27 protein-coding genes and 2 pseudogenes are annotated in these 24203 nt (G+C 34.3%); 24 read left to right on the top strand and 5 right to left on the bottom strand.

Going from position 1 to position 24203, the window contains the following annotated elements; all coding sequences use genetic code 11:
* Nucleotides 1-59: 59 nt before the first annotated feature.
* Together OSJ91_RS04505 and OSJ91_RS04510 are read left to right on the top strand one after the other, a co-directional pair.
* Nucleotides 60-539 (top strand): VOC family protein, encoded by a 480-nt coding sequence (locus OSJ91_RS04505; protein WP_350301384.1) that lies wholly within the window; start codon nt 60-62, stop codon nt 537-539.
* A gap of 163 nt (nt 540-702) precedes the next feature.
* Nucleotides 703-1017 carry a hypothetical protein gene (locus tag OSJ91_RS04510; RefSeq protein WP_350301385.1) on the top strand — a complete coding sequence of 105 codons (315 nt, stop codon included), beginning with the start codon at nt 703-705 and terminating at the stop codon, nt 1015-1017.
* A gap of 255 nt (nt 1018-1272) precedes the next feature.
* Here the strand turns inward: OSJ91_RS04510 and OSJ91_RS04515 are convergent, their stop codons facing one another.
* Nucleotides 1273-2043 (bottom strand): sporulation protein, encoded by a 771-nt coding sequence (locus OSJ91_RS04515; protein WP_350301386.1) that lies wholly within the window; start codon nt 2041-2043, stop codon nt 1273-1275.
* A 57-nt stretch (nt 2044-2100) separates the two neighbouring features.
* On the opposite strand from OSJ91_RS04515, the pseudogene OSJ91_RS04520 reads away from it, so the two are divergent.
* From OSJ91_RS04520 to OSJ91_RS04550, 7 genes and pseudogenes are all read left to right on the top strand, one after another.
* Nucleotides 2101-2214: pseudogene (locus OSJ91_RS04520) on the top strand (integrase); the annotation flags it as partial.
* A gap of 119 nt (nt 2215-2333) precedes the next feature.
* Entirely contained in the window at nt 2334-2840 is a 507-nt protein-coding gene (locus OSJ91_RS04525) for a hypothetical protein (protein WP_350301387.1), read from the top strand.
* 191 nt (nt 2841-3031) lie between these two features.
* A complete protein-coding gene (locus OSJ91_RS04530) occupies nt 3032-3526 on the top strand; it encodes a DinB family protein (protein WP_350301388.1) in 495 nt (164 codons plus the stop codon).
* 134 nt (nt 3527-3660) lie between these two features.
* Nucleotides 3661-4041 carry a hypothetical protein gene (locus OSJ91_RS04535; protein ID WP_056529874.1) on the top strand — a complete coding sequence of 127 codons (381 nt, stop codon included), beginning with the start codon at nt 3661-3663 and terminating at the stop codon, nt 4039-4041.
* A 572-nt stretch (nt 4042-4613) separates the two neighbouring features.
* The gene (locus OSJ91_RS04540) at nt 4614-5060 is read left to right on the top strand and encodes a hypothetical protein (protein ID WP_350301389.1); all 447 of its coding nucleotides are present in this window, start codon (nt 4614-4616) and stop codon (nt 5058-5060) included.
* 491 nt (nt 5061-5551) lie between these two features.
* Nucleotides 5552-6847, top strand: a complete 1296-nt coding sequence (locus OSJ91_RS04545) for an IS110 family RNA-guided transposase (protein WP_485890017.1) — start codon at nt 5552-5554, stop codon at nt 6845-6847.
* Between the two features lie 489 nt (nt 6848-7336).
* Entirely contained in the window at nt 7337-7714 is a 378-nt protein-coding gene (locus OSJ91_RS04550) for a hypothetical protein (protein ID WP_350301390.1), read from the top strand.
* A gap of 402 nt (nt 7715-8116) precedes the next feature.
* On the opposite strand, the gene OSJ91_RS04555 is transcribed toward OSJ91_RS04550, so the two are convergent.
* Nucleotides 8117-8320, bottom strand: coding sequence for an alpha/beta-type small acid-soluble spore protein (locus tag OSJ91_RS04555; RefSeq protein ID WP_214750194.1), 204 nt, complete (start codon nt 8318-8320; stop codon nt 8117-8119).
* Between the two features lie 366 nt (nt 8321-8686).
* On the opposite strand from OSJ91_RS04555, the gene OSJ91_RS04560 reads away from it, so the two are divergent.
* The 4 genes from OSJ91_RS04560 to OSJ91_RS04575 all read left to right on the top strand — a co-directional run bounded on the left by OSJ91_RS04560 (nt 8687) and on the right by OSJ91_RS04575 (nt 11016).
* Nucleotides 8687-8881: a hypothetical protein gene (locus OSJ91_RS04560; RefSeq protein WP_350301391.1), complete on the top strand. Its 195-nt coding sequence runs from the start codon at nt 8687-8689 to the stop codon at nt 8879-8881.
* A gap of 427 nt (nt 8882-9308) precedes the next feature.
* Nucleotides 9309-9581 carry a hypothetical protein gene (locus OSJ91_RS04565; protein ID WP_413015710.1) on the top strand — a complete coding sequence of 91 codons (273 nt, stop codon included), beginning with the start codon at nt 9309-9311 and terminating at the stop codon, nt 9579-9581.
* Nucleotides 9582-9949: 368 nt separating this feature from the next.
* Nucleotides 9950-10447, top strand: a complete 498-nt coding sequence (locus OSJ91_RS04570; protein ID WP_350301394.1) for an LURP-one-related/scramblase family protein — start codon at nt 9950-9952, stop codon at nt 10445-10447.
* Nucleotides 10448-10788: 341 nt separating this feature from the next.
* Complete coding sequence (locus OSJ91_RS04575; protein WP_350302794.1) at nt 10789-11016, top strand: DUF3953 domain-containing protein; 228 nt, start codon at nt 10789-10791, stop codon at nt 11014-11016.
* Nucleotides 11017-11433: 417 nt separating this feature from the next.
* Here the strand turns inward: OSJ91_RS04575 and OSJ91_RS04580 are convergent, their stop codons facing one another.
* Nucleotides 11434-11961 carry a VanZ family protein gene (locus tag OSJ91_RS04580; RefSeq protein WP_350301395.1) on the bottom strand — a complete coding sequence of 176 codons (528 nt, stop codon included), beginning with the start codon at nt 11959-11961 and terminating at the stop codon, nt 11434-11436.
* 75 nt (nt 11962-12036) lie between these two features.
* Nucleotides 12037-12377, bottom strand: a pseudogene (locus OSJ91_RS04585) (D-Ala-D-Ala carboxypeptidase VanY); the annotation flags it as partial.
* A 580-nt stretch (nt 12378-12957) separates the two neighbouring features.
* Here OSJ91_RS04585 and OSJ91_RS04590 point away from each other — a divergent pair.
* From OSJ91_RS04590 to OSJ91_RS04610, 5 genes are all read left to right on the top strand, one after another.
* Complete coding sequence (locus OSJ91_RS04590; RefSeq protein WP_241638044.1) at nt 12958-13320, top strand: cupin domain-containing protein; 363 nt, start codon at nt 12958-12960, stop codon at nt 13318-13320.
* Between the two features lie 139 nt (nt 13321-13459).
* Nucleotides 13460-13765 carry an NIPSNAP family protein gene (locus OSJ91_RS04595; protein ID WP_241637982.1) on the top strand — a complete coding sequence of 102 codons (306 nt, stop codon included), beginning with the start codon at nt 13460-13462 and terminating at the stop codon, nt 13763-13765.
* 159 nt (nt 13766-13924) lie between these two features.
* Nucleotides 13925-14698, top strand: coding sequence for an SDR family oxidoreductase (locus OSJ91_RS04600; RefSeq protein WP_485891089.1), 774 nt, complete (start codon nt 13925-13927; stop codon nt 14696-14698).
* Between the two features lie 233 nt (nt 14699-14931).
* Nucleotides 14932-15111: a hypothetical protein gene (locus OSJ91_RS04605; protein WP_350301398.1), complete on the top strand. Its 180-nt coding sequence runs from the start codon at nt 14932-14934 to the stop codon at nt 15109-15111.
* A 138-nt stretch (nt 15112-15249) separates the two neighbouring features.
* Nucleotides 15250-15387 carry a hypothetical protein gene (locus OSJ91_RS04610; protein WP_350301399.1) on the top strand — a complete coding sequence of 46 codons (138 nt, stop codon included), beginning with the start codon at nt 15250-15252 and terminating at the stop codon, nt 15385-15387.
* A 720-nt stretch (nt 15388-16107) separates the two neighbouring features.
* Here OSJ91_RS04610 and OSJ91_RS04615 read toward each other — a convergent pair.
* A complete protein-coding gene (locus OSJ91_RS04615) occupies nt 16108-16452 on the bottom strand; it encodes a DUF6176 family protein (RefSeq protein ID WP_350301400.1) in 345 nt (114 codons plus the stop codon).
* Between the two features lie 491 nt (nt 16453-16943).
* On the opposite strand from OSJ91_RS04615, the gene OSJ91_RS04620 reads away from it, so the two are divergent.
* The 6 genes from OSJ91_RS04620 (at nt 16944) to OSJ91_RS04645 (ending at nt 24122) form a co-directional block, all read left to right on the top strand.
* Nucleotides 16944-18326 carry an aminotransferase-like domain-containing protein gene (locus OSJ91_RS04620; protein ID WP_485891090.1) on the top strand — a complete coding sequence of 461 codons (1383 nt, stop codon included), beginning with the start codon at nt 16944-16946 and terminating at the stop codon, nt 18324-18326.
* Nucleotides 18327-18530: 204 nt separating this feature from the next.
* The gene (locus OSJ91_RS04625; RefSeq protein ID WP_485891091.1) at nt 18531-19733 is read left to right on the top strand and encodes an aminotransferase-like domain-containing protein; all 1203 of its coding nucleotides are present in this window, start codon (nt 18531-18533) and stop codon (nt 19731-19733) included.
* A gap of 318 nt (nt 19734-20051) precedes the next feature.
* Nucleotides 20052-20945: a DMT family transporter gene (locus tag OSJ91_RS04630; RefSeq protein ID WP_485891092.1), complete on the top strand. Its 894-nt coding sequence runs from the start codon at nt 20052-20054 to the stop codon at nt 20943-20945.
* Nucleotides 20946-21294: 349 nt separating this feature from the next.
* Nucleotides 21295-21837: a sigma-70 family RNA polymerase sigma factor gene (locus OSJ91_RS04635; RefSeq protein WP_485891093.1), complete on the top strand. Its 543-nt coding sequence runs from the start codon at nt 21295-21297 to the stop codon at nt 21835-21837.
* Nucleotides 21830-23242 (top strand): DUF4179 domain-containing protein, encoded by a 1413-nt coding sequence (locus OSJ91_RS04640; RefSeq protein ID WP_485891094.1) that lies wholly within the window; start codon nt 21830-21832, stop codon nt 23240-23242. Before OSJ91_RS04635 ends, OSJ91_RS04640 begins: the two co-directional genes overlap by 8 nt.
* A 322-nt stretch (nt 23243-23564) precedes the next feature.
* The gene (locus OSJ91_RS04645; RefSeq protein WP_485891095.1) at nt 23565-24122 is read left to right on the top strand and encodes a cysteine hydrolase family protein; all 558 of its coding nucleotides are present in this window, start codon (nt 23565-23567) and stop codon (nt 24120-24122) included.
* Nucleotides 24123-24203: the final 81 nt, after the last annotated feature.

The raw sequence follows: 24203 nt of genomic DNA on the forward strand, positions 1-24203 counted from the left end.
TAAAACATGTGTTTATCTATAATTGGTAATATATTCATAATTGTAGAGGGGTTGAGAACTTGATAGTAGGAATATTTGAAGCACATTTGCCTGTAAAAAACTTAGATGTTTCAATGGAGTTTTATAAAAAGCTGGGTTTGGAATTTGCATGGCGTGATGAAGAAACTGCTTTTTTTTGGGTTGAAAAAGGAAAAAGTTGGTTAGGTTTGTGGGAGGGAAATGAGTATCAAACGCCATACCATCCTTCCTTACGACATATTGCTTTTCGAGTTTCATATGAAAATTTAAAAGAATCTTTAAAATGGTTAGATTCTATTCAAGTTAAAGTCGTGCCATTTGGTAGTAGAAAATCTATTGAGCCATTTATTCGACCATATTCAGAAAATGCTTCCGTTTACTTTGAAGACCCTGATGGTAACAGTTTGGAAATGATGTGTTCTGTTGAAGTTCCTAATGCTTTAAAACATATTAATGATAAGCTGTCCTTTGAAGATTGGGAGGAATTAGCTAAAAGTAAATTAAAAAAAGAGAAGGCATAATTATTTATATTGCTTATTGAACTAACGAGTGCGTTAGCTGAAGATTGGAGCTGTCTTTAAGTTAGCTTTTTCTTTATGCAACTAACGGGGCAGGTTAGTTGCATAAGGATAATGGTTTTTTGTGGTAAAAATCAATAGGAAAAGGATAATAAGGGGGATGACTATGGAAGGGTTGGAAATATACGATTTTTTAAGATTAGTTTTTATTACTTTTATCATTAGTTTAATTGTTATTACCATTATTTTATTGGTTCAAAAGAAACGGAGCAACCTTGTTAATGGATTCACAGTTAGTATTACTTCAATAATTTCAATAATTGTTTCTGGTATTAATCTTATTATTATGGGATACATAGCTGATGAATTAAATTTAGGAGGAGATGTTATTTCCTCATATTTGTTTCTTATAATTTTAGGGTTAAGCATATTTAATTTGTTTATTTACTTTGAAAATAAAAACAGTATTATTAGTGCCTAATAAATAAATTTTGTTCTTAAAGGAGTTGTTAGGGCAACTCCTTTAACGGGTGCGTTAGCTGAAGATTGGAGCTGTCTTAAGGCAATTTTTCTTCTTTAACTAATAGGTGTTATTGTTTAATGAAAAATCTACTATTCTAGTATAATAGTTCTTCTTTTGTCTATACTGTCTATTAATATGGTATAGATTGGAGAGAAACAGATATGATCTTAACTGAAGTATGGGGTTTATATAAGGCAGATAATCAAATCCAATTTATCGAGAATAACGGGATAGTATATCCATTAGTTCTTGCTTGGCTGTTTCTACACTTTCTTTTTGGAAATGTTTGTATTGCACTCGGATCTTGGATTCATCCATTCCTGCTGCACTTTCCAAAAACCCAGAAAGTCCTCTTGCTTTTCTATCCACTTCGATGAATAAATCTACGGATTGAGCGTCCGCGACGAATCCGATTTCAACCTCATCAAGGCTTCTTTGGAATGGACCGCCCTTTGGCTTGTATTCGAATTCCTGAAAGACACCCGTTTTGCTACGTTTGAAGGGTATATTTTTCACTTTGTTCAAGTAAAACCCTAATGATTCGATTGCTTTTAGGAAGCTACTGACTGTTTCATTTTCAAATACGTTTATATAATCGTTATCTTTAGGGTCCAATGCGAACGTCACATCCATTTCCGTCTTCATCCACACAGACACGTCTCCTATCGTGATTGGCGTTTCGTACGGAAGTTGCAAGGAAAACGGAATCACCTTTTCTTCGCCTTTTTCAATGACGAATGCATCCGAAACCTTTATTTTGTAAAGGGTAACATCATCTAAATACTTACGGTCATCCTGTTCCCTCAAAACCTGTGTCATCACATGGATGTACAGCCCATTGATTTCCTGTTGGGTGTTTCCGCCAAGGACAAACACGTTCCCTTTTACCGTTTCTCCTTGTTTGTATGAATCTTTTTCTAATTTTGTATCCACTTTCGCCGCACCGATTCCGATGCTTGCTTTCATTTTATCAAAAAATGACATGTACATAATTCCCCCTTTGTAAGTCTATAAATAGCATAGCATAATAGGTTCATGAGCGCCTCTAGAAGTGTGGTTCAAAGTTTAATGGGCCATGAAAAAAGTGAAACCACAAAAATTTATGCATATCTAAGTGGTGCAATGCGGAGAGACTTGTATAGAAAGTATTTTTAAGGGACCAAGGGTCCTTTTTATTTTGTTCTTAATAAACTATCGGGGCAGGATAGTTTGATAATCATGGATAATTTTTCAATTTCAGTATAGTGTAGAAGGAAGAAATGGAGGGATGAAATTTGAGATTTTTCAAGATGTTTTCTTTTTGCACTTTAATGATAGTATTCTTAAATGCTTGTAGTTTAGAAACTACAAAAACGAAAAGTGAAATTTTAGAAATACCTAATATAGATGAATATACAACCTTATTAGTGCAAAGTGTTGATGAGAAAGGGGTATCTTCCAATTCAACTTCAAAGGTCATTACAGATATTAATGAAGTACAAGCTTTTATAGAGAAAGTGAACAAAATGGAAGTTGTGCAACCTCCTAATAAGGAGTTATTGGAGAAGAGTAAAGAATTAAATAAAAAAGGGAATTACTTTTTTGTATTATCCGATAAAGAAACCATGGATAACAAAGTGTACACTATGAATTTTTTTAGTGATGGAAGGATTATGTTTCAAGAACCGAACGGAAAGAAGCAAGAAGCAAATGGAGCAGAACAGAAAATGATGTATTTATCAAAAGAAAAACATACTGATGTTCTTCTTGAAATGAAAGAATTATTAAACATTAAGTTTTAATTAATCCTTAATCAACTAACTGGTGATTTAGCTGAAGATCGGAGCTGTCTTTAAGGCAGCTTTTTCTTATGGCACTAACGGGGCAGGTTAGCTTAATAAGAACAGGACAATCAATATACTATGTAGAATATAATAAGATGATATTGTTTAAAGATTTAGAAAAAACAGTATAAAAATTAGGAGTGTTTGTTATGGTTCATGCAAAAGATGTTTTATCGGATCAGTTGTTGTCAAATGCTAATGACCCAAGTTGGTACCTACCATTTTCAGATTCAATAGAAAGATTGTCTGAGGAACATGCATTTTGGAAGCCAAACGAAGAAAGTAATAGTATTGCTGAAATTGTGCAGCATCTACTATATTGGAATCAAACATGGCAAACAAGGTACCAAAAATCTCACGTTGATGCTGTGCCTTCAATAGGAAATAATAATAACAGCTTTATTATTCCTGAAAATCATACTTTTGCTGACTTAAAAAAACAACTATTAGAGGTGCTTTTACGTTGGCAAGAGTTATTATCTGAAGAAAAAGTTGAGAGAGAAGTTAATGGCTATCCTGGACACGTGAAATGGTGGGCAATACTCGGAAATGTGTCAACTCATAACGCATATCACATTGGTCAGATCATTTATATCCGGAAGTTGCAAAATAGCTGGAAAATAGATGCAGGAGTAGATAAATAAATAAAAGTTGCAACTAGTGCCTACTTGAACTATCGGGTGCTTAATTCAATAAGGAAGGTTGCTGAGGCAGCCTTTTTCTTATGGCACTAACGGGGCAGGTTAGTTCATTAAGTAATGTTAATTAGAGGTGGAAAATGAGAAAGCGATTAAAGAAAAAATTAGAAAATAGATATAATGCTTTAAATGAAGCCAAACGTCAAAGATTTAAACGAAAAGGCAATCGGTGTATAAGATATGAGTTTTTACCAATTGGAGAAAGGGATAAGTATGCTCTGAATAATGATGAAATAACACCTGAATACCCTTATGCTACACACTGGCTGATTGAGGCATTTGATTGGAAGCATTTTTCTCAAATAAGGATTTTTCCTTGTTCAAAAAATGGAGGTACTACAAGTAGCTCCCCAGTTCAAATGATTATATTTAGTGATGAGAATGTTAAACAGATTTTAAATACATTTAAAAAAGTAGTTGAAGATATGAAAAGTGATAGGTTTTGGCAAACCATTTATTAAACATACTTCAACGCTTAATTTGTTAATAAACTAACGGGTGCTTTACTTCAATAAGGGAGGTTGCTGAAGCAACCTTTTTGTTATGCAACTAAAGGGGCAGTTTAGTTCATTAAGCGTAGCTTAGTCGAACCATAATTATAGACTATTTTTATAAAAAAAACTAAAATTTGGATAACGATATTAATTGGGCGGTGTGTATTTGTTGAGTAATATAGGTATTCCAGGATTAATTCTATCTTCTCTTTTCGTAATATTAGTATTGTTTTTACTAAGAAAACTAGTGAAACCGAAAAAAGAGCTTCAACAAAAAATAGATAAACTGGAAGAAGAGGTTCGAATATTAAAAAATCATAAATAATAAAACTATGCTTTAATGTACTAACAGGTGCATTAGCTGAAGATCAGAGCTGTCTTTAAGGCAGCTCTTTCTTTATGCAACTGTCGGGGCAGGATAGGCTTAAGACCGATATTAATTTAGTGTAGATGTATAGTAATAATAATCAATAAATGTTAAAATTTTCTTAATTTAGTAAGTGATTGTATGAATTTTATTCTTTGAGGAGACAACAATTATGAAAAAAGTTTGTATGAAATTGATATTTGCTTTTAGCGTATCTATATTTTTATTCGGGTGTAGTATAGAAAAAGAAGATAAGAAAGACCCTGGGCTTGATAAATCCCAAAAGATAGAAGTATCGTCAGAAGAAAATCCAGAATTGGTTTTAAACGTTATAGATAATCAAGATGATGTAAATGAATTTGTTAATACACTAGAAGTTGATAAATGGAGTATTGTAGATATTCCTTCAAATTCAACTAAAGGGTATATTTATAAGATGTACCAAGAGGATACAGTCAAACTCGGAGAGCCTAATACAGATAAAAAGGAACTTATACAAATCGCTACAATTATTACATATAAAGATAGTCCTTATATCGAATTAAAAACCAAGAAACTAAATTTAAATTTTAAAGTTCCAAAAGATGTAGCAGAATACCTATCTAATAACGATAATTAAAACATTAACCATACAACAATTTCGTCAACAGGACGTTATTTCTTCTTATTGAATTAAACCAGCTGGTAGTTTGTGAAGAATAGTACTTAAACTAACGGGTGCGTTAGCTGAAGATCGGAGCTGTCTTTAGGGCAGCTTTTTCTTTATCCAACTATCGGGGCATTTTAATAGAAGAAGCTACTGTATAATATTTAGAACGAGAAAGAAATGAGAAGCTTGATGAATTAATTAAGGTCAATCAAGGTAAAAAAGATTAAATAACTTTATTTCAACAAACGGGCGTTAGCGCCATAAGAAGGCCGCCAATTGGCGGCCCTTCTTAATATATGGCTTTTACAATAATCATACTTTCAAATTTAATTAACTAACGGGGCAGCATTCCTGTAATAACTGAAAATGAAGTTTGAACGAAAAAAGACCTCTTGATAAGATGAATGTGTCCTAAGCTGGCCAGCTAAAAAAGGACAAAACATCTATTTGGAGGTCTCACAATGAATTATAACCAAAATCATAAAATCACTCAAATTACTTCTGAAACCTTAATTGTCGGAGTAGATATAGCCAAGCACAATCATGTCGCAAGAGCACAGGATTTTAGAGGATTGGAACTGGGTAAAACGTGTTTCTTTGAAAATACGAATGCAGGATTTCATTCGTTTCTAGATTGGATTAACCAACTTGTTAAAGAGTGTAAGTTAAATCAAGTGATTGTAGGCATGGAGCCAACCGGTCACTACTGGTTAAATCTAGCTCATCTTCTAAAAGAGAATAATATTAAGTTCGTATCTGTCAATCCACTACATGTTAAACGAAGTAAAGAATTAGACGATAATTCACCTACAAAGAATGACGTGAAAGATGCAAAAGTCATCGCACAATTAGTCAAAGACGGAAGATACGCCGAACCAACAATTCCACAAGGAATTTATGCAGAACTCCGAGTGGCCAAAAAACTTCGCGATCTTCTCAACGTTGACTTACAAGTCGTTCAGGGACAAGTTCATAACTGGCTTGATCGTTACTTTCCCGAATTTTTGACAGTGTTCAAAAGTTGGGAAGGCAAGGCAGCTATTCATTTTCTAAAGCTAGAAGCCTTGCCACATGAACTTGTAAATTATACGGAAGAAGAGCTCTTACTTTCCTTAAGACAAGTGGTAAAACGCAGTATAGGCTTAAAGAAGATACGAGCACTCAAAGAAGCAGCCAATCGTTCGATTGGTATTCGTCAAGGGGCAGCTATGGCGAAATTAGAGTTGAGAGCTTTACTAGAGAAGTATGATTTTATTCAAATGAAATTCGAAGAATTAGATTATCAATTAGATCAGTTATTAGACCATATCCCAGGTGTTACTCAGATGTTAGAGGTGTCAGGAATCGGTCGAGATACAGTAGCAGGGTTTTTCGCAGAGGTCGGCGACCTCAGAGACTATCAACATCCTCGCCAAATCGTAAAATTAGCAGGTTTAAGTTTAAAAGAAAACACATCCGGAAAGCACAAAGGTCAGACCAAGATTACCAAACGGGGACGAAAGAAATTGAGGGCTCTCTTATTCCGGGCAGCCATGATACTGGTGGCAAAGAACAAGGCTTTTAAAGCTCTCCATATATATTACACAACACGTGCTCAGAATCCATTAAAAAAAATGCAATCTCTGATAGCCTTGTGTAACAAGCTTATTCGAATTCTGTTTTCAATCGGTAAAAAACAATTTACGTTTCAAGAAGACAAGATGTTAATGGATATCCCTCATATGGCAACATTTATGGTGCATCAAACAGTCGCATAGTTCATCGAATTTAAGGTTACACGGTCATTTAATTAACACTCATTTAAAAGTGAAGCACGGATTAGTCGGCAAAGCAACTAACGTGAGGGCTTAGATCCTGTGGGGCAGCATGACCGACATCCACCTCATGGAAAGGTTGAACGAAGGAATGTAGGAGCATCGACTCTGTGAGACATGGGAGGGTTGACCTCCATGAGACAAGTGGATATCCTAAAGTGCGATTATAACATTGATTAAACCAATTTTTTCCTATAATTGGCTAGTTTAGCATACACTTTTTTCGATAAATCCCTACCCTTGAGGAGTGATGCCGAGCTTACATAAATAACTGTTAATGATATGACTATGAAATTCGAAGAATTCTAGAGCAATCGTGAGATTGTGTTTAGTTTATTGAGGGAGGTTAGTTCAATACAAGGGAACTTTTACCTTTTTCGTTCGTATTAAAAGTAGCAGGAAATAAAGTTGTCCTTTGGAGTAGGTGTATAAATGAAAAAAATGTTAATGATCTCAACGATGGCTGCATTAGTATTAGCTGCGTGTGGTGAAGAAAAAGCACCATCTTGGAAAGGTACGTGGAAAAAGAAGGATGGAGAAAAGAGTGTTTGTCGAGACTCCTTTACCTTTAAAGGGGAAAACAATTTTGAAATTCAAAATTCAAGAGTCCAGGGCGGAGAACAATCTTCTGGAACATATAAGCATATAGAGAATAATGATTATGAATTTGATTATGGTGGTGGTTTTGACAATTTTACTATTATAGTCGAAAAAAATACGATGAAAGTTCAATTATCAGGCAAAGATATCATTTGCGAATATAATAAAGTCGATAAAATTAGAAAAAAATACGAAAATCCTTGGGAGTAATGATTGGAAAGCTTTCATAAGGTCAGTCAGATTTTTACCCTTTTCATGAAACCAGCGATGTATCCAATCTGTAATTTCCTATTTTATGTATGGTTGGAGGTATAGCAGAACAAGAGATGTCAGCTGCCAGTTAAATCTGCTATTCATATTTCAATTATCCCTTTTTCTGAACATTTAGTGCATAGAGAACAGCCAGAATTGTATTCACTAACACTACATCCCTTTTTGAAGCCTCTTAAAGAACTAACAGGTGCTTTACTTCAATAACAGGGGTTGCTGCGGCAGCCTTTCTTGCGTGGCAAAATAACAGCTACTTGATGTTTCTGTTTCTTTTTTAAAAATTTGTAAAATTATAAATAGGGATAGTTCAATCACTATCCCTAACATTACATATGATTTCGATTAACGAGTTCTTCCGCCTAATTGTTGTTCAGCCATTTGCACTAAACGTTTTGTAATCTCTCCACCAACAGATCCGTTCGCACGAGATGTTGTATCAGCGCCAAGTGTAACACCGAATTCACTAGAGATTTCGTATTTCATTTGTTCTAGAGCTTGCTCTGCACCATTAACTACTAATTGATTACTGTTGTTATTTCTAGCCATGTTGTCAGCTCCTATTAATGTAATGTGTTACTAGTCATAGGTTTTGATATTGTTAAGAGTTATATACATAGAATTTAAAATAAATCAAGGCAGTGATTATGTGAAATTAAACTCATCTGTAGCTCTAGAAGGGAAGAGGGACAGGAAAACATTGAAGCGACCGGGTCGCAAGGTAAGGGTTTCAGAAGCTCCGAAAAGCAAATAATCTGATGTAGAGGTTTTCTCCTCCTATTGCACAGTTTGTGTCAACTATACAATAAGGCAGGTTGTTTAGGCTGCCTTTTTCTTATGGGACTAACGGGGAAGGATAGTTGAAGATAAGCTGGTACTATTATGTAATGTAAACTTCTGAATTTATGGAGGTGTATGATCAAAAAGATAATAAATTTCACTTCTCTTTTTGTCTTTATGGTGTTGGTCGGTTGTATTGGGGAAGAAAAAGGACAATTATCAAGAGTAGATGTTCAAAAAATTGATACAGAAGAAAATTACGAAGATGTCGTAATGATAACTGATAGCGAATCAATAGAGCTGCTAAGGCAGGCATTTGAACAAATCTAATGGGATGATAAAGTGGTTAAAATGGCTAGAAAACCCGACGTAGAAGCTAATTTGTTTTACACTTTTGGTGAAAATATACCTGAAAGACTTTATGAATATGAAATTTGGTTTAATGAAAGTGTAGGTACAGCAACAATTATTAGCAATAATGAAAACGAAAGTTAGGAGAGTTAGAAAAAGATAATGCACAAGCCCTAAAAATTTTTTTTCTTAAGTAACGGGTGCTTTAGCTGAAGATCGGAGCTGCCTTTAAGGCGTTTTTTCTTTATGGAACTATCGGGGCAGGTTAGTTCCATAAGCGTAGTGTATTCGTACTGTGTAGTTCGATATTTACACAAACACACTTATTTTTGTTAAAATTAGGTAGTGTTAAATTATCATTAAGGGCACAAATTTTTATAATCTAATTCATTAAGGGGAAATTGTTGTGCAAAAAATACCAGGACTTATATCCGTTCTAATCCCGTCTGTTTTAACATTATTGATCATTAACTTTTTATTTGATATCGTATCCTTGAAAATTCAAGGAATGCCACTCGTATTTCCGTTTATACTGTGTCCAATAGGAGCTATATTTGGATTCGTAGGCTATAAAATGAATCGCGATAAACTTTCGTTAGCTGGAATAATTTTCAACATCATTTTATTTGTGTTCCCAATCTTATATAACATCGTCGCTATACTTACACAAGGTCCATAATCTTTAGTACAAAGGGGTTGGATTTTTCCAATTAGAGATATATCGCACAGTTTGTGTCAACTCTGTGATAAGTCTTATAGAACTAACGGGTGTGTTAGCTGAAGATCGGGGCTGTCTTTAAGGCAGCTTTTTCTATATGCAACTATCGGGGCAGGATAGTAAAGGAGTTGTTCAACAATTGGGACAGATTGCGAAGGAAGAATTGCTGACTTTACAAAAAGGTAAATTAGTTAAGGATAAATAGTGGTGAACCGAAAAGAAGGCGTTTTTGAGTGGAGCTATTATTTGGAATTTAATGCTTAAGATTGGAACCAATGCCCATTTCAAACGTAAGTAATGTAAAAGACTTAAGGTTGGGAGGAATAAGTATGAGGCAGCTTTATATAAAGCAGAAGGTATTCAGTCTTAGCGGGAAATTTACAGTAAAGGATCAGCAGGAGAAGGATATATATTACGTGGAGGGAAGTTTTATGCAAGTTCCAAAGACTTTCTCCATTAGGAATACAGCAAGAGATGAAGTAGCACTCATTACGAAAAAGGTGTTCAGCTTTTTACCAAAGTTTTTGGTTGAGGTGAATGGCCGAGAGGTATTAACAATAAAGAAGGAATTTTCCTTCTTAAAAGCACGATATACAATTGATGCGGCAGGCATTGAAGTACATGGTAATTGGTGGGATATGGATTTTCAAGTTTTACAGCATGGTAAAATCGTAGGTAAAGTGGGCAAGGAGTGGTTCACTTGGGGCGATAGCTACAAGGTTCAAATAATAGATGAAGAGATGGAAACCATTATTATTGCACTCGTTGTTGCAATTGATTGTGTGAAGGCTGATCAAGCAGCTGCTTCCTCATCAGCGTCGATTTAACGTAGAAGTGTAAAATTAACAGGCTGACAGTTTTTAAAAAATCACGGCTTGAATAGGTGCGTTGAACGGTATCATAAATAAATGACAAGGCCATTTGGTACCAAATATTCGTTATTCAGTAATCGGACGCGATTCTTGAATAAGGTTCGCTTTTCTTATAGAACGAACAGGCTGAAGATCGGGGCTGTCTTTAAGGCAGCTTTTTCTATATGCAACTATCGGGGCATGTTAGTTGCATAAAGAAGTTTCCATTTTTTACACAAATGAAAAGGTGTCAAATGGTATGATTGAAACAGAAATTGTACAGAACTTAATTTTTAGGGGGAAATATATTCTTGAAAATGATTAGAATTATCTTAGCAATAATTGTTCTTGCTTTATCAGCCTATCAGCTAATTACTGAAAATTTTGAGTTGATGCCGTATTCTATGTTGTTCTTGGGGGCAATTATGTTAGTTACAGGATTATCCGAACTTCAAAAAGACAGAAAAGGCTTTTGGGGATATATGAGCATTGGTATCTCTTTATTTGTTTTCTTTGTTTCCATACAGGGTTTCTTAATGAACTAACAGGTGCGTTAGCTGAAGATCGGAGCTATCTTTAAGGTAGCTTTTTCTTATGGAACTAACGGGGCAGTTTAGTTTAGGAATAAAAGATATAATTTGTAATATTGATTTAATTGAAAGGAGGTTGCTTCATATGCCAATATGTCCACTGTGGCTATAAATGGGGTTGGATAGAGGCTTTTTTTAAAATGTTTACCTTTTAAAAAAAGTTAAGATGTCCATCCTGTGATTCATCCCAATACATTTCCAAGAAATCAAGAAAGCTATTAAGCCTATTTATATTTATATCTTTATTGTTTGTACCATTAGTATCATTTGGTGTACCTAAAAAGTTATGTCTTAGCTTTTGAAATAGTTGCATATGCTTTGGTTATTATTTTGATGCCATTTAATTTTCATGAACAGCAATTCTCCAATTACTTAGGAAACTTTATAAATAATAACACCACTAATCCTGAGATATATTAATAACAGCAATAATGCAACAATGCATATCGTTCCGATTGAAGCTAAAACATTAAGGATTTTATTTGCTTTTGTACTAAACAGCTTACAAAATACAATATAAACTCCAACTCCAATAATTCCACCTAATGTATTTCCCATAAAGTCAGTTATATCGCTAGCTCCTATAGCAAAGATGAATTGCAATACTTCAAATAACAAACTAACTCCTGCTATTACTGCAATCTTTTTCAAGAAAGACCAATTTGGTTTTAGCATACTGATATAAATTCCAAATGGGATAAATGCAAGTACATTATAGATTATTTCATTAAAATCTATTTGATTATTTACATTAGCTGAACCAGCAAAAGGGATTAAGTTGATTTCCCTAAAATCCGGCAAGCCTTGAAATGAAAATTGCATTTTAAAGACTATAATCCATGTTAATGCAAATAAATATACGGCCAACAAGCCAGCAGTAATTTTTTTTTGATTTTTCATATAAATCCTCAATTCCTAATTCTTTTTCAAATTTATAATTTAAGCTTTATCCTACTTTACACTATTGCTATCATCTTCCGAAAATTTTTCAGCTATTTCTTCTGATAATTTTATTTCACTATTAAGTAACTGGTATCAGGTTGTTAATTCTTTGTGTGTAAATAAATTTATGATATCCGATTTTATACCAGCTTGTTGAACAGCATATTCACTGTTAATCAAAAGCAGATTCCCTTGATAGATCTGCCCTTCTGTAATCTCAATCTTTTGGGGATTTTCAGTAGCTGTATTATCATTTTGTTCATATATTTGATCCTCTACTTTATCTTGGGATATCGGTAATATATTAAAAAAAAAACTAGAAATAATGCAAAAACCAATAAATATCCCCACTTTTTTTTAGTCTCCTCCTTGATGTAACTTGTTTATAGGATAGGAAAAACTTTTAAAATAAAAAGTGGGGTAAATATTAAATTTTTCTTAAATTTTTACTTGTATTTTATTATTAATCTGCTTAGGAATCCGCCATTGGTAATTGTGTCTTTAAAATAAAATTGCGATGTTTGTAAGAAAGATGCGAAGTTTTGAATAAAGTTGTGATACTTTATCTTTACAATCAAAGATTTCTAAATGAGCTTTGATTGAACTTTTTTGAAAACGGAGAGTCCATTCAAAATGGTTTCCTTTTATTAGCCATAGCTTGTGGGTTTACAGAAAATTTTAAATCAAACCTTATTCAAAACCAACACTAATAATTGATGGATTTTGACATACCGCCAGTGAAATATGAAATCACGTCGATAAAGTTGTTCCAATAAGAATCGCTTTTCTTAATGAACTAACGGGTGCTTTAGCTGAAGATCGGAGCTGTCTTTAAGCAGCTTTTTCTTATGCAACTAACGGGGCAGATTAGTGAAAGAATAAATTTTAAACAGGACTATTGATTAAGTACGTAGTATTTAAAAAGTGAATGTAAAAAGAGGGGGGGGAATCTTTTTGGAATTTTATAGATTTGACAAAGAAGTAGGAAAAAACGTTTCTCATTTTAATTCAAATTTCATTATGTCTCGAATTGTAAAAACAGAAAAACCTACACAAATTGGTTGTATGCATTTAGAAGCTAACGGAATTGTAGGTTTCCATCAAGCTGTTATCCCACAATTGCTCATTGTTGTAGATGGGGAAGGATGGGTTCGTGGTGATGATGAATTAAAAGTAAATATAAAAGCTAACGATGTGGTCTTTTGGGAAAAGGGTGAAGGACACGAAACAGCAACTGCCACTGGACTAACTGCAATTGTAATTGAATCTGAAGAATTAACCCCTTCTAATTTTATGCCAATTAAAGAACATAAATAAAAAAATCTTGTTGAACTAACGTATGCTTTACTTCAATGCTAAGAGCTGATCAGCAGCTCTTTTACTTATGGCACTAACGGGGCAGGTTAGCTCAATTGCATGTTATGATGGAAAAAAATAGATTTTCAGGAGGATTAAAATGGTTACATGCTATCTGAAATATGTTATTGACCCTTATAAAGTAAAGGAATTCGAGGAATACGGTAAGATATGGATCCGATTAGTTAATAAATTGGGCGGTACACATCAAGGTTATTTTCTTCCACATGAGGGCGCTAATAACATTGCTTATGCCTTATTCACTTTCCCAAGTTTAGCAGCATATGAAGAGTACCGAGTAAAAATGGCATTAGATGCAGAGTGTCAGGAAGCTTATAAATTAGCAGAAGAAACTAAATGTATTTTAAGTTATGAGAGAAGCTTTATGCGCCCTGTATTCGAGTGAGTGAACAGATAAAAACTTATACATATCTTGTTAAGCTAACGGGTGCGCTAGTTTAAGATCGGAGCTGTCTTTAAGGCAGCTTTTTCTTTATGCAATTAACGGGGCAGGTTAGTGAAGTATTAAGACTTAAACTTACTTTTGTAATGGAGGAATATCATAATGGTCCAATTAAAAGGGAAAATTGCAATTATTACGGGAGTAAGCCGTCTGAAAGGGATTGGAGCTGCTATTTGTAAGGAGTTAGCTGAAACGGGTTACCATATATTTTTTACTTATTGGACAGATTATGATAAAAAAATGCCTTGGAGTATTGAATTAGATGAGCCCATGAAATTAAAAGAAGAATTAATAAAAAAAGGTGTTAAGGTATCATGTATGGAGTTAGATTTAACTTCATATGATGCACCTGAACAACTTATAAATAAAGTTTCTGAACAACTTGGTTATCCTGATATCTTGATTAATAACGCAGCATACTCAACTAACAACGATTTTTCTAATTTAACTGCCGAAGAATTAGATAAACATTACAAGGTAAATGTTCGTGCAACGACACTATTAAGTAGTAAATTTGCTCAAAGGTTTGATAAGAAATCAGGTGGAAGAATAGTCAATATTACTTCAGGTCAGTTTCGAGGACCAATGCCTGGCGAATTAGCATATGCAACAACAAAAGGAGCAGTTGATGCTCTAACTATTACATTGTCGGCTGAACTAGCCCCTTTAGGAATAACGGTTAATGCATTAAATCCAGGTCCAACTGATACAGGGTGGATGACAGAGGAAATAAAAAATGAATTAAAACCGATGTTTCCTTTCGGTAGAATAGGAAAACCAAGAGATGTTGCAAAAACTATTAAATTTCTAGTGAGCGATGAAGCAGATTGGATTACAGGTCAGATTATTCATTCAGAAGGTGGATTTAAAAGGTAAATTAAACTAAAAAAGTCTTTGGTTCTAGAACCTTTTTGTTGTATTAAATTCCAAGGATAGATATCAATTTGTGAAGGATTGTACTTAAACTAACAGGTGCTTTACTTCATTATCAGGAGCTGATCAGCAGCTCCTTTTCTTATGCAACTATTGGGCAGGGTAGTTGTATAAAGAAAATTGAAATTTTGTGGTAAAATTAGATAATTATGTAGATTAGGGAGGATATTGAATAAATGAGTAATTGGTTATACATTCTTTATGCTGTAATTTTAGGAATAGTATCTACGTTTACTGGGGAAATAGTAACCTTTGTTATGTTGGGGGTTATTCTAATTGCATTGAATAATATAAATTCAACTCTTAAAAAGATTTATCTTCAAAATAATGAGAGAAGTAATAACGAAGATAAATAGATGTGAAAATAATTTGATTTAAAACTAACCGGTGCTTTATTTCAATAACAGGAGCTGATTAGAAGCTCTTTTTCTTATGGAACTAACGGGGCAGGTTTAACGGGTACTTAACTGAAATAAATTAGCGGGAGATTAAAAATGGATATAATCGTTGGAATTGCCATTGTACTTATTTTGTTTTTTTCTTCAAGCATAATTGAAAAAAGGTTGAAATCTATTGAGAAACAAAACAATCGTGTAATAGAAATCTTAGAAGAAATAAGAGATAAAAAATAATATGTTATTAAGTAACGAGGTAAGTCAGTTGAAAAAGGGAGTTTGTTAGCAAAAAAATCATCAATGCTTGAAGGTAGTTCAGAATTTAACGAATTAAGTGACAGACTAGAATAAAAGAAAAAAGGCTTAATGAACTAACGGGTGCTTTACTTCAATAAGGGAGGTTGCTGAGGCAGCTTTTTTCTTATAGCACTAAAGGGGTAGGTGGAATAGGTTAAATGATATTTACGGAAGAAGATATAACTTCAAATAAAAACATTCTAAATTTCACTTTAAATGGATATACACTATAAAAAAAGGAGGGCAATTCAGATTGGAATTCAAATTTGGGAACGGTGCTATTGTGCTACCCCCTTTACACATTACGATTATCGCAATAATTATTATTTTCTTTTTAGTAAGGTGGAGCAAGAAATTAGAAACACGACGATTTACGATTTTCTTTTACTTTCTGATAAGCACTTACATTGCTCCTGTTTTTTCCCGCAGTACAAAAGAAGGTGTCTTTCAGCTATGGATTCCGTTGGGTTTTATATTAGTTTTCTTTTACTTGTTTCGCAGTAAAAGAAACCATCCATCAAAAATGAAAGCGAGTATTTTAGGACTTTGCATAGCGTTATATCAGTTAATTCTTCAATATGTTAGGTAGTTTTTGGTATTAGAGCAATTGCTTATTTCAGTGTGTCAAACTATCAAAAAAAAGACCTTAAATAGTAGAGGTCATTTCATATTTTGTCTTATATTTTCTGGAATCATAACTACTTCTGTTTTTAAATCAACAGGTCTGAATGTTTCATCAATACATTCTTTCCAATACTCTAAATGCTTCTTATCTATCCAGTGGTCTGATTCCTGCACTTCTTGTCCGCCTTGACCCTGGACAGAGTACCAATATAAAAACTCATCACCATTTAGATATTCTCTAAATATAGTTTCAACATACATTTTTTCGGCTTCAAGGGTTATTAGCACATCATTCATATTTTCGTTTAGAAACTTTAACCATTCATCTACCCGTTCCGATTTACCTTCCTTAACTCTAAATCTTGTTAGTTCTACATTCATATTTCTCCCCCGTTTAATTGGTTATCTTGCTTACATTACATATTTTAGCAGGTTTTAACCTAACAGGTGCAATAAGGGAGTACTTTGGCACATCTTTTTCTTATGGAACTAAAGGAGCAGGAAATTTGTAAAGTGCTGTTTGATCTTTAATTGGGCAATATTCTGGAGTAACAGATTGTGTAAAAGATCAAAATTTGAAATAAATGTTCTTAAGCTAAATGGCAGGATTGTTGAAGGAGTAATGCTCTTATAAAAAAAGGAATGTTGATGGTGGATAAAAAAGGTAATATGAAGACTGCAAGTAACTCCATAGTTTTTTCCTCCACTAATGGGTTCCTTTCCGGAATATCCATGCTGCGTGAATGTTCCAGGGCAACGAGCATTCCGCACTCTACTAGTGAAAGTTTTTTAGAGAGTTTATGGATTTGAATTTGTTTCCATACAATTTTATAATTGTATGATTAATGATTGTATGAAAAAGGGTGAGGAATGTGCCGATTAATTCGTTTGAGGATTATCCAATGACATGGAAGCCGACAATAAATCGAGAAGACAGACCGATTTATCAGGCATTAGCTAAGCAGTTAGAACATGACATTATAGAGGGGCGCTTAGTGCCTGGCACGAAACTTCCACCACAAAGAGAGTTAGCGGATTACTTAGAGGTGAATCTAAGTACGATTTCGAAAGCATTTAAAGTATCCGAGTTAAAAGGACTGGTCAGTGCGACCATTGGTAGTGGCACCTATGTTTCGTATGATGCGATTTCGAACGCTTATTTGCTTGCAGAAGAAAAGCCAAAGCACTTAATTGAAATGGGAGCAATTTTACCAGATCGTGTGTCGTATGGACCTTTATTTGACTTATTGCAATCGATGTTACAAGAATCAGATTGTGCGAGATGGTTTGGATACAGTCGGCCAGGCGATGCAATTTGGCAAAAAGATGCAGGCGTCAAATTATTGAAATTTGCCGGTTTTGAAACGACTAGAGAACATATCTTACTTGCTACTGGCGGACAAAACGCCATCACGGCAACACTTGCAGGCCTTTGTCAGCATGGAGATCGAATTGGTGTAGATCACCATACATATCCAGGCTTAAAGACAGCAGCTGCGATGCTGGGGATTCAGCTTGTACCGATTCGTTCAGAATCTGATGAAATGAGTCCGGAAGCACTTCTTTATGCATGTAAAAATGAAAATATTAAAGGATTATATATTATCCCAGATTATCAGAATCCGATGACATATACGATGAGCGTTGAAACTCGTAAGGCTATTGCTGAGATAGCTGTAAAGTATAATTTATTTATTATTGAAGATGGAGCGTATCATTTAATCCAAGAAAAAGTGTTGCCGGCTGTAGCGACATATGCTCCTGAGCATACGATTTATATAGCGAGTTTATCGAAATCAATGGCACCTGGACTCCGTCTTGCTTATGTGGCAGTTCCTTTAAAATACCTGGATTCTACTCGAAAGGCTCTTTATAATTTAAATATTTCCGTATCGCCACTACTTGCAGAGTTAGCATCACGAGTAATTGTATCGAATCAGTTTGAAAACATTGTTGCATTTCATAAAGAGGAAACAAAAGCTCGCAATCAGTTGGTTAATCAATATTTAGGTAAAGAGAACTGTCTAGGTGAAGAAACAGGGATCTTTCATTGGTTACATCTGCCGAAACAGTATACAGGTGACCAATTTGAACAACTAGCTGCAGCACAAGGTGTACAGGTATATAGTGGAGGGCGATTTGCGGTAGGTAATGTCGCACCAGCAAATGCCGTACGTGTGGGGATTTGTGCTCCAGAAACGAGGGAGGAACTTGAAAAAGCTCTTATTATCCTTAGAAAAATAATTGAAATGTAAAATAAATATTGTTTGCCACACAATAATTATATTGTATGGCTTTTTTTTTACGTGTTATGATAATTCAAACTTAGTTGGGGGATGAAAGAAAATATTAATTTTGGTGTCATAGGCTTATCCCTTTATTTAAAAATCTGAATATTCCAATAAAATTAAAAGTAGTAGGTAAAAAAATTGAAATGTTAAAGGAAGGAATGTTTACAAATGGAAAATAAATTTGCTGAGAGGGCTCGTCTAGTTAATTCTTCCGAGACCCGTGAAATATTAAAAGTAACAGAAAGGCCAGAAGTCATTTCTTTTGCGGGAGGACTTCCAGCTCCGGAGCTGTTTCCTGTTGAAGCCCTTAAAGTTGCTTGCAATGTTGTATTGAATGAATCGGGCGCGGCTTCTCTTCAATATAGTACCACTGAAGGCTATGGTCCGTTGAGAGAAGCTATTTGCCAAAGGATGAAAGCCATAGGGATTAACTCTGTTATTAACAATGTACTTATCACTTCAGGGTCCCAGCAAGCAATAGATCTTACTGGAAGACTATTCATCAACGAAGGAGATACTATAATTTGTGAAAGCCCAACCTATCTTGCAGCAATTAATGCATTTAAATCATACAATGCAAACTTTGTGGAGGTAGCTATGGACAATGATGGGATGATAATGGAAGAGCTAGAGAGGAAACTGCAAGAGCATCCTAGCGCAAAATTCATCTATACTATTCCCGATTTCCAGAACCCTACAGGTCGCACATTAAAACTTCAAAGACGTAAAAGAATGATTGAACTTGCTAATCAATACGATGTACTGATTGTAGAAGATAATCCTTATGGAGCTATTAGGTTTGCTGGAGAGGGGATCCCGCCAGTGAAACATTTTGATACAGAGAACAGAGTAATTTATATGAGCACGTTCTCTAAAATTTTCACTCCAGGCATGCGAATTGGATGGATTTGTGCAGATCAATCGTTTATTGATAAGTACGTGGCTTTCAAGCAAACAGCTGATTTACATACCGACAGCTTTGCTCAAAGGATAACAGCTAAGTATATGGAACTTTACGATATGGAAGAGCATATTAAAAAAATAAAAGCAGTATATAAAGCAAGATGTACAACAATGTTAAAATGCATAAAAGAATTCTTTCCGGAAAATTTGTCTTACAGTAAGCCGGAAGGCGGGTTGTTTATTTGGGTTGAGCTCCCAGATGGGGTTGATTCCAAACATATATTTACAGAGTGCTTGAAAAATAATGTTGCTTGTGTTCCTGGTGTTCCATTCTTTCCAAATGGCATACAGAAGAACACTTTACGTTTAAATTACTCGAATATGCCTGAAGACCAAATCATTGAAGGCATGAAGCGTATGGGTAATGTATTACATCGTGAATTAAATAAAGAGACAATCTGTTTGTAACTAAAGGAAACAAAAAATAATTAAATCAAACACCACAACCATTAATAAATATATTTACCGTCTAAATGTTTAATGAAAGCACTATTCTTTAAAAATATCCAATTCAAAAAATAAGATTTTAATTGTATTATTAATAAATCTTACATTTGAATATTCAGGAGGCTTATTATGCCAATATCATTTATAAATCCATATATTACAAAGCCCGTTTCGACATCACCACCACCACCGTTTACTCCTTTATATACGCTTATATATAAAACAGATTAAGAATCTGCGAAATATATAAGCTGTTTCGCAGATTCGAAGGAGTAGACGATGAAATCTAAAATTCAGTTTATATTATCAATGATTATTTTCGGTACGATGGGTTTAGTTCTGAAATACATTGATTTATCTTCGAGTGAAACAGCTTTTCTAAGCAGTTCAATTGGGTGTCTCTTTTTAGTGTTTGTATTTTTCATTATGAAGAAATCCATTCCATGGAAATTAGTGAAAGTTAATGCTTCTACCCTTTGTCTTTCTGCGATTGCATTGGGAGGGAATTGGATTTTTCTTTATCAATCCTACGATCATACAACACTTGCTAATGCAACACTTGGGTATTATTTTGCGCCAGTGTTTGTCATGGTTCTCTCGCCATTTGTACTTAAGGAAATTTTACCAATTAAAAAAATTGTTTGTATTGGTGTAGCGATATTAGGAATGTTATTGATTATTGGAAACGGCATTAGCGCCTCTGGTAAAGATGATCTACTTGGAATCCTTTTTGGGTTAGTTGCGGCTGCATTTTACGCAGCCTTAATGTTATTAAATAAATTCATTCAAAACATGGGCATGTTAGAGATTACAATCATTCAACTTGGAACAACTGCTTTACTTCTCTTTCCCTATGTAATATTCACTGAGGGATTTGGTCTCTTGGAAGTATCAAGATCTTCCATTCCTTTTATTATACTCTTAGGGGTTGTTAACACTGGTATTGGCTTTTGGTTATTTTTTTCTGGTATGCTAAAGTTAAAGGGACAAAGCATCGCTATGCTAAGCTATGTTGATCCTTTTGTAGCTATACTGATTTCCGCTGTAATCTTACAGGAAAAAATGACAATTGTTCAAATCATAGGAGGCACACTCCTTTTAGGTTCAACTTTTATTAGTGAAAATAATACAATTAATTTTCGAAAACGACACACGAAGATTTTAACAAAATAAAGAAACGGGGCAGTGAGGGGAAATCCCTCACTGCTTTTTACTATATTCCAAGTGAAAAGTCTAAGTTTTGTTACACCCTACTGCCACTAAACTACTTCTTTATTTAACTGACGCAGAGTTTGTGTCACTCTACAATAAGAAGTACTTTTATATGATGTCGCAGCACACACTAAAAGAATTGTAAAGCTTTCAAGAAAAATAGAAAGCGGAAACCAAAAATGGTTTCCGTTTAATTTATTTTGAACTTAGGATTTTAATTGCATGATATGCTTTTCTTGGAAAATACTTAAACTTTTTGAAACTTTTCTTGTTTATAGATTCCACTAATTAGTAAAGGGGGTCAAATAAGATGGAAATAGAAAGCCACCGGCTGGTTAAAAAAGCAATCAAAGGTAATAAAAGCGCCTTTGAAAAGTTAGTTCAACAACATTATGAAAGAATCTACCGTACGGCCTATCTTTATGTACATAACGAAGAAGATGCGTTGGATGTTGTCCAAGAAGCAACCTATCAGGCCTTTACATCTATCCATTCGTTAAAAAATCCGGAGTATTTTATGACCTGGCTCACCAGGATTGTCATACGATGTTCGGGACATGTCCTAAAGAGAAAAAGCAATGTTGTTCCTTTGAGTGATGAGATATTGTCAAACCTGCCGGGTCAGGTAAATCCAAACATTGAAGAATCATTACTGCTGCTTAATGCAATTCAGGAGCTGAGAGAGAATTACCGTACTGTTATTATTCTATTTTACTATTATGATTACTCGATAAAAACGATTAGCAGTGTCATGGAAATTCCAGAGAATACTGTAAAAACTTATTTAAGCAGAGGGAAAGCGGAGTTAAAAAAGTCCTATAAAAATGAGGAGGAGGACAAATACCATGGATAACAAGGAACTCAAAGAAGCAATAGAACAAATAGCTGTACCGAAAGAAAAAGTATTTAGTGCCATTTCCAAAGGGATAAACAAGGAAGGCAATAGGGGAAAGGCAAAGAAAAAAAAGGTTCTTGCAGGTGTGGCGACTGCTGCTGCTCTTCTTGGAATCACCGTTGCCTCAGGATTTGTTAATCCTACAATGAATAGAGTATTAGCTAATACCCCTTTAATAGGCGGGATTTTTCAAGAATTTAATGATTCAACAGGCGTGGAATTAGCTAACCAGGATGCAGTTACAGAATTAAACCAATCAATTACAAAAAATGGGGTAACTGTAAAACTGACCAGCGCTTACTTTGATGGCAATGTAGTATCAATTACAGGATTTGTAGATGAAGATGTTGAAAAGGGGCATAACGAAAAAGGAGAAGTAAGCTTTGATGTAAACTTTGAACACAATAAAGGGGATCATGACCCTTGGCTAAATGGAAAGTCAAATGACATTAAGAAAGTGGAAAATGGATATAACTTTCAATGGAAAATGGTATATCCTTATAAATCATTTAAAGAGAATTCTACTCTTCCCATAACGATTCATAATATCAACGGGATAAAAGGTGAATGGAATTTTGATATTCCAATTCAACAAGAAAAAAATCGTACACTTGCTATTAACCAGGAGCAAGGATATCCGGAAGACAAGGTAAAAATCCGTATTAAAGAGATACTCACTGCAAAGGCATCATCTTCACTTATATATGAGACCGTTGAGAAATACAAAGGTGATGATATTTATATAAAAGCAGTTGATAATAAAGGAAAAGTGTATAGGTTTGGAGATGGAACTTTACTTGATGAGTCAGAACAAGAAGATGGATATCAAAGTACTATGAGAAGAGAAATGACCAAGCTCAATTCAGATATTACTTCACTTACCTTTTATCCTCAGTTATCTGCAGCAGATCCAAAAGTACAACAGCTTTTGAATAAAAAATCTTTCACCTTAAAAAGCACACGGTTCAATTTAGGCCTGCAGGTAAATGATGTTACTCAAAAAGGTGAGAAATTGGTAATAGATTATCAACTTAAAGGGCTTCCGAAGAATTTGAGTAAAGGTAAACTTGAAACAATTAACCATAATTTGAAATACCTTTTCTGGTTGGTTGATAAGGAATATTTAACTAAGATCGAACCGGAAAATCCATGGCCTCCTAAAAACCACGGTATTCCCTTTAATAAAGTAAAAATGATTGATAAGGCAACAGCACACTTCCAATCTACTTTTGACTTAAATGGAGAAGAAAGGATTGAGAATTTTAAGCTGGAAAATACAATGTTGCTATTTGATTTTTCAAGCTTTGTCCCAGCTAAGGAATTAAAACCATTTACTGTTGTACTTCCAGTGGGGAATGAATAAACAATTAAAGTAGCTCATTTTAGGGACCAGTTGACGAGTGGAATTCTATTAGTGCATTGAATAATTAGTAATATCGAGGCGATGACTTATGTAAGTCACCGTCTTTTTTTATTAGTTAGAAATTTGTGAAATATTGTACTTAAACTTTAGGGTGCGTTAGCCGAAGATTGGAGCTGTCTTTAAGGCAGCTTTTTCTTATGGAACTATAGGGGCAGGTCAGTTCAAGAAGGTATTAGTAAATCTTTTGACGAAAATATAAAGAGCTTAGTAAGAAGCGCTTAAAATATGAAAATAACTGCTAAAAACCTTAGGGGGGAAAATATTGAAACAAACATTACTGATAATCGATGCTCAACAGGAATTAATAGAAGGTAATAAAGAAAAACAAGGAGTCTTTGAGAAAGAAAAAATCGTTAATAACATTAATACTGTAATTGAAAAAGCGGTAAATGAAGATATCCCCGTTGTTTTTATAAGAGATTTAGATGTTTCAAATGGAGAAGGACCTGGATTCCAGATACACAGGGATATTAAAATACCATCAACTGCTATCATATTTGATAAAGCTGCCACAAATTCATTTTATGGAACTCCATTACATGAACATTTAAGTGAAAACAATGTAGATCATATTGTAATAATGGGATGTAAGACGGAACATTGTATTGATTCAGCTGTTAGAACAGCAACAATCAATCATTTTGATGTAACATTAGTTGGTGATGGACATTCTACTTCTGACTCAAAAAACTTATCTGCAAAACAAATAATCCTTCATCACAATGACACCCTTCACGGTCACTATAATGTAGACAATTTTTCACTTGTTAGAAATTCTAATGAAGAATTGTTTACACCCGTTCACAATAATTACCGATAATAATCATCTTCAATTAACGAGTGCGTTAGCTGAAGATCAGAGCTGTCTTTATGGCAGCTTTTTTCTTATGGCACTAACGGG

The organism is Bacillus sp. T-10(2022) (assembly GCF_056502895.1).

Bases quoted from the DNA above. Each gene is read 5' to 3' on its own strand.
- OSJ91_RS04510 (WP_350301385.1), top strand. From the start codon at position 703: ATGGAAGGGTTGGAAATATACGATTTTTTAAGATTAGTTTTTATTACT.
- OSJ91_RS04515 (WP_350301386.1), bottom strand. From the start codon at position 2,043: ATGTCATTTTTTGATAAAATGAAAGCAAGCATCGGAATCGGTGCGGCG.
- OSJ91_RS04530 (WP_350301388.1), top strand. From the start codon at position 3,032: ATGGTTCATGCAAAAGATGTTTTATCGGATCAGTTGTTGTCAAATGCT.
- OSJ91_RS04535 (WP_056529874.1), top strand. From the start codon at position 3,661: ATGAGAAAGCGATTAAAGAAAAAATTAGAAAATAGATATAATGCTTTA.
- OSJ91_RS04540 (WP_350301389.1), top strand. From the start codon at position 4,614: ATGAAAAAAGTTTGTATGAAATTGATATTTGCTTTTAGCGTATCTATA.
- OSJ91_RS04545 (WP_485890017.1), top strand. From the start codon at position 5,552: ATGAATTATAACCAAAATCATAAAATCACTCAAATTACTTCTGAAACC.
- OSJ91_RS04550 (WP_350301390.1), top strand. From the start codon at position 7,337: ATGAAAAAAATGTTAATGATCTCAACGATGGCTGCATTAGTATTAGCT.
- OSJ91_RS04555 (WP_214750194.1), bottom strand. From the start codon at position 8,320: ATGGCTAGAAATAACAACAGTAATCAATTAGTAGTTAATGGTGCAGAG.
- OSJ91_RS04560 (WP_350301391.1), top strand. From the start codon at position 8,687: ATGATCAAAAAGATAATAAATTTCACTTCTCTTTTTGTCTTTATGGTG.
- OSJ91_RS04570 (WP_350301394.1), top strand. From the start codon at position 9,950: ATGAGGCAGCTTTATATAAAGCAGAAGGTATTCAGTCTTAGCGGGAAA.
- OSJ91_RS04575 (WP_350302794.1), top strand. From the start codon at position 10,789: ATGATTAGAATTATCTTAGCAATAATTGTTCTTGCTTTATCAGCCTAT.
- OSJ91_RS04580 (WP_350301395.1), bottom strand. From the start codon at position 11,961: ATGAAAAATCAAAAAAAAATTACTGCTGGCTTGTTGGCCGTATATTTA.
- OSJ91_RS04595 (WP_241637982.1), top strand. From the start codon at position 13,460: ATGGTTACATGCTATCTGAAATATGTTATTGACCCTTATAAAGTAAAG.
- OSJ91_RS04600 (WP_485891089.1), top strand. From the start codon at position 13,925: ATGGTCCAATTAAAAGGGAAAATTGCAATTATTACGGGAGTAAGCCGT.
- OSJ91_RS04605 (WP_350301398.1), top strand. From the start codon at position 14,932: ATGAGTAATTGGTTATACATTCTTTATGCTGTAATTTTAGGAATAGTA.
- OSJ91_RS04610 (WP_350301399.1), top strand. From the start codon at position 15,250: ATGGATATAATCGTTGGAATTGCCATTGTACTTATTTTGTTTTTTTCT.
- OSJ91_RS04615 (WP_350301400.1), bottom strand. From the start codon at position 16,452: ATGAATGTAGAACTAACAAGATTTAGAGTTAAGGAAGGTAAATCGGAA.
- OSJ91_RS04625 (WP_485891091.1), top strand. From the start codon at position 18,531: ATGGAAAATAAATTTGCTGAGAGGGCTCGTCTAGTTAATTCTTCCGAG.
- OSJ91_RS04630 (WP_485891092.1), top strand. From the start codon at position 20,052: ATGAAATCTAAAATTCAGTTTATATTATCAATGATTATTTTCGGTACG.
- OSJ91_RS04635 (WP_485891093.1), top strand. From the start codon at position 21,295: ATGGAAATAGAAAGCCACCGGCTGGTTAAAAAAGCAATCAAAGGTAAT.
- OSJ91_RS04640 (WP_485891094.1), top strand. From the start codon at position 21,830: ATGGATAACAAGGAACTCAAAGAAGCAATAGAACAAATAGCTGTACCG.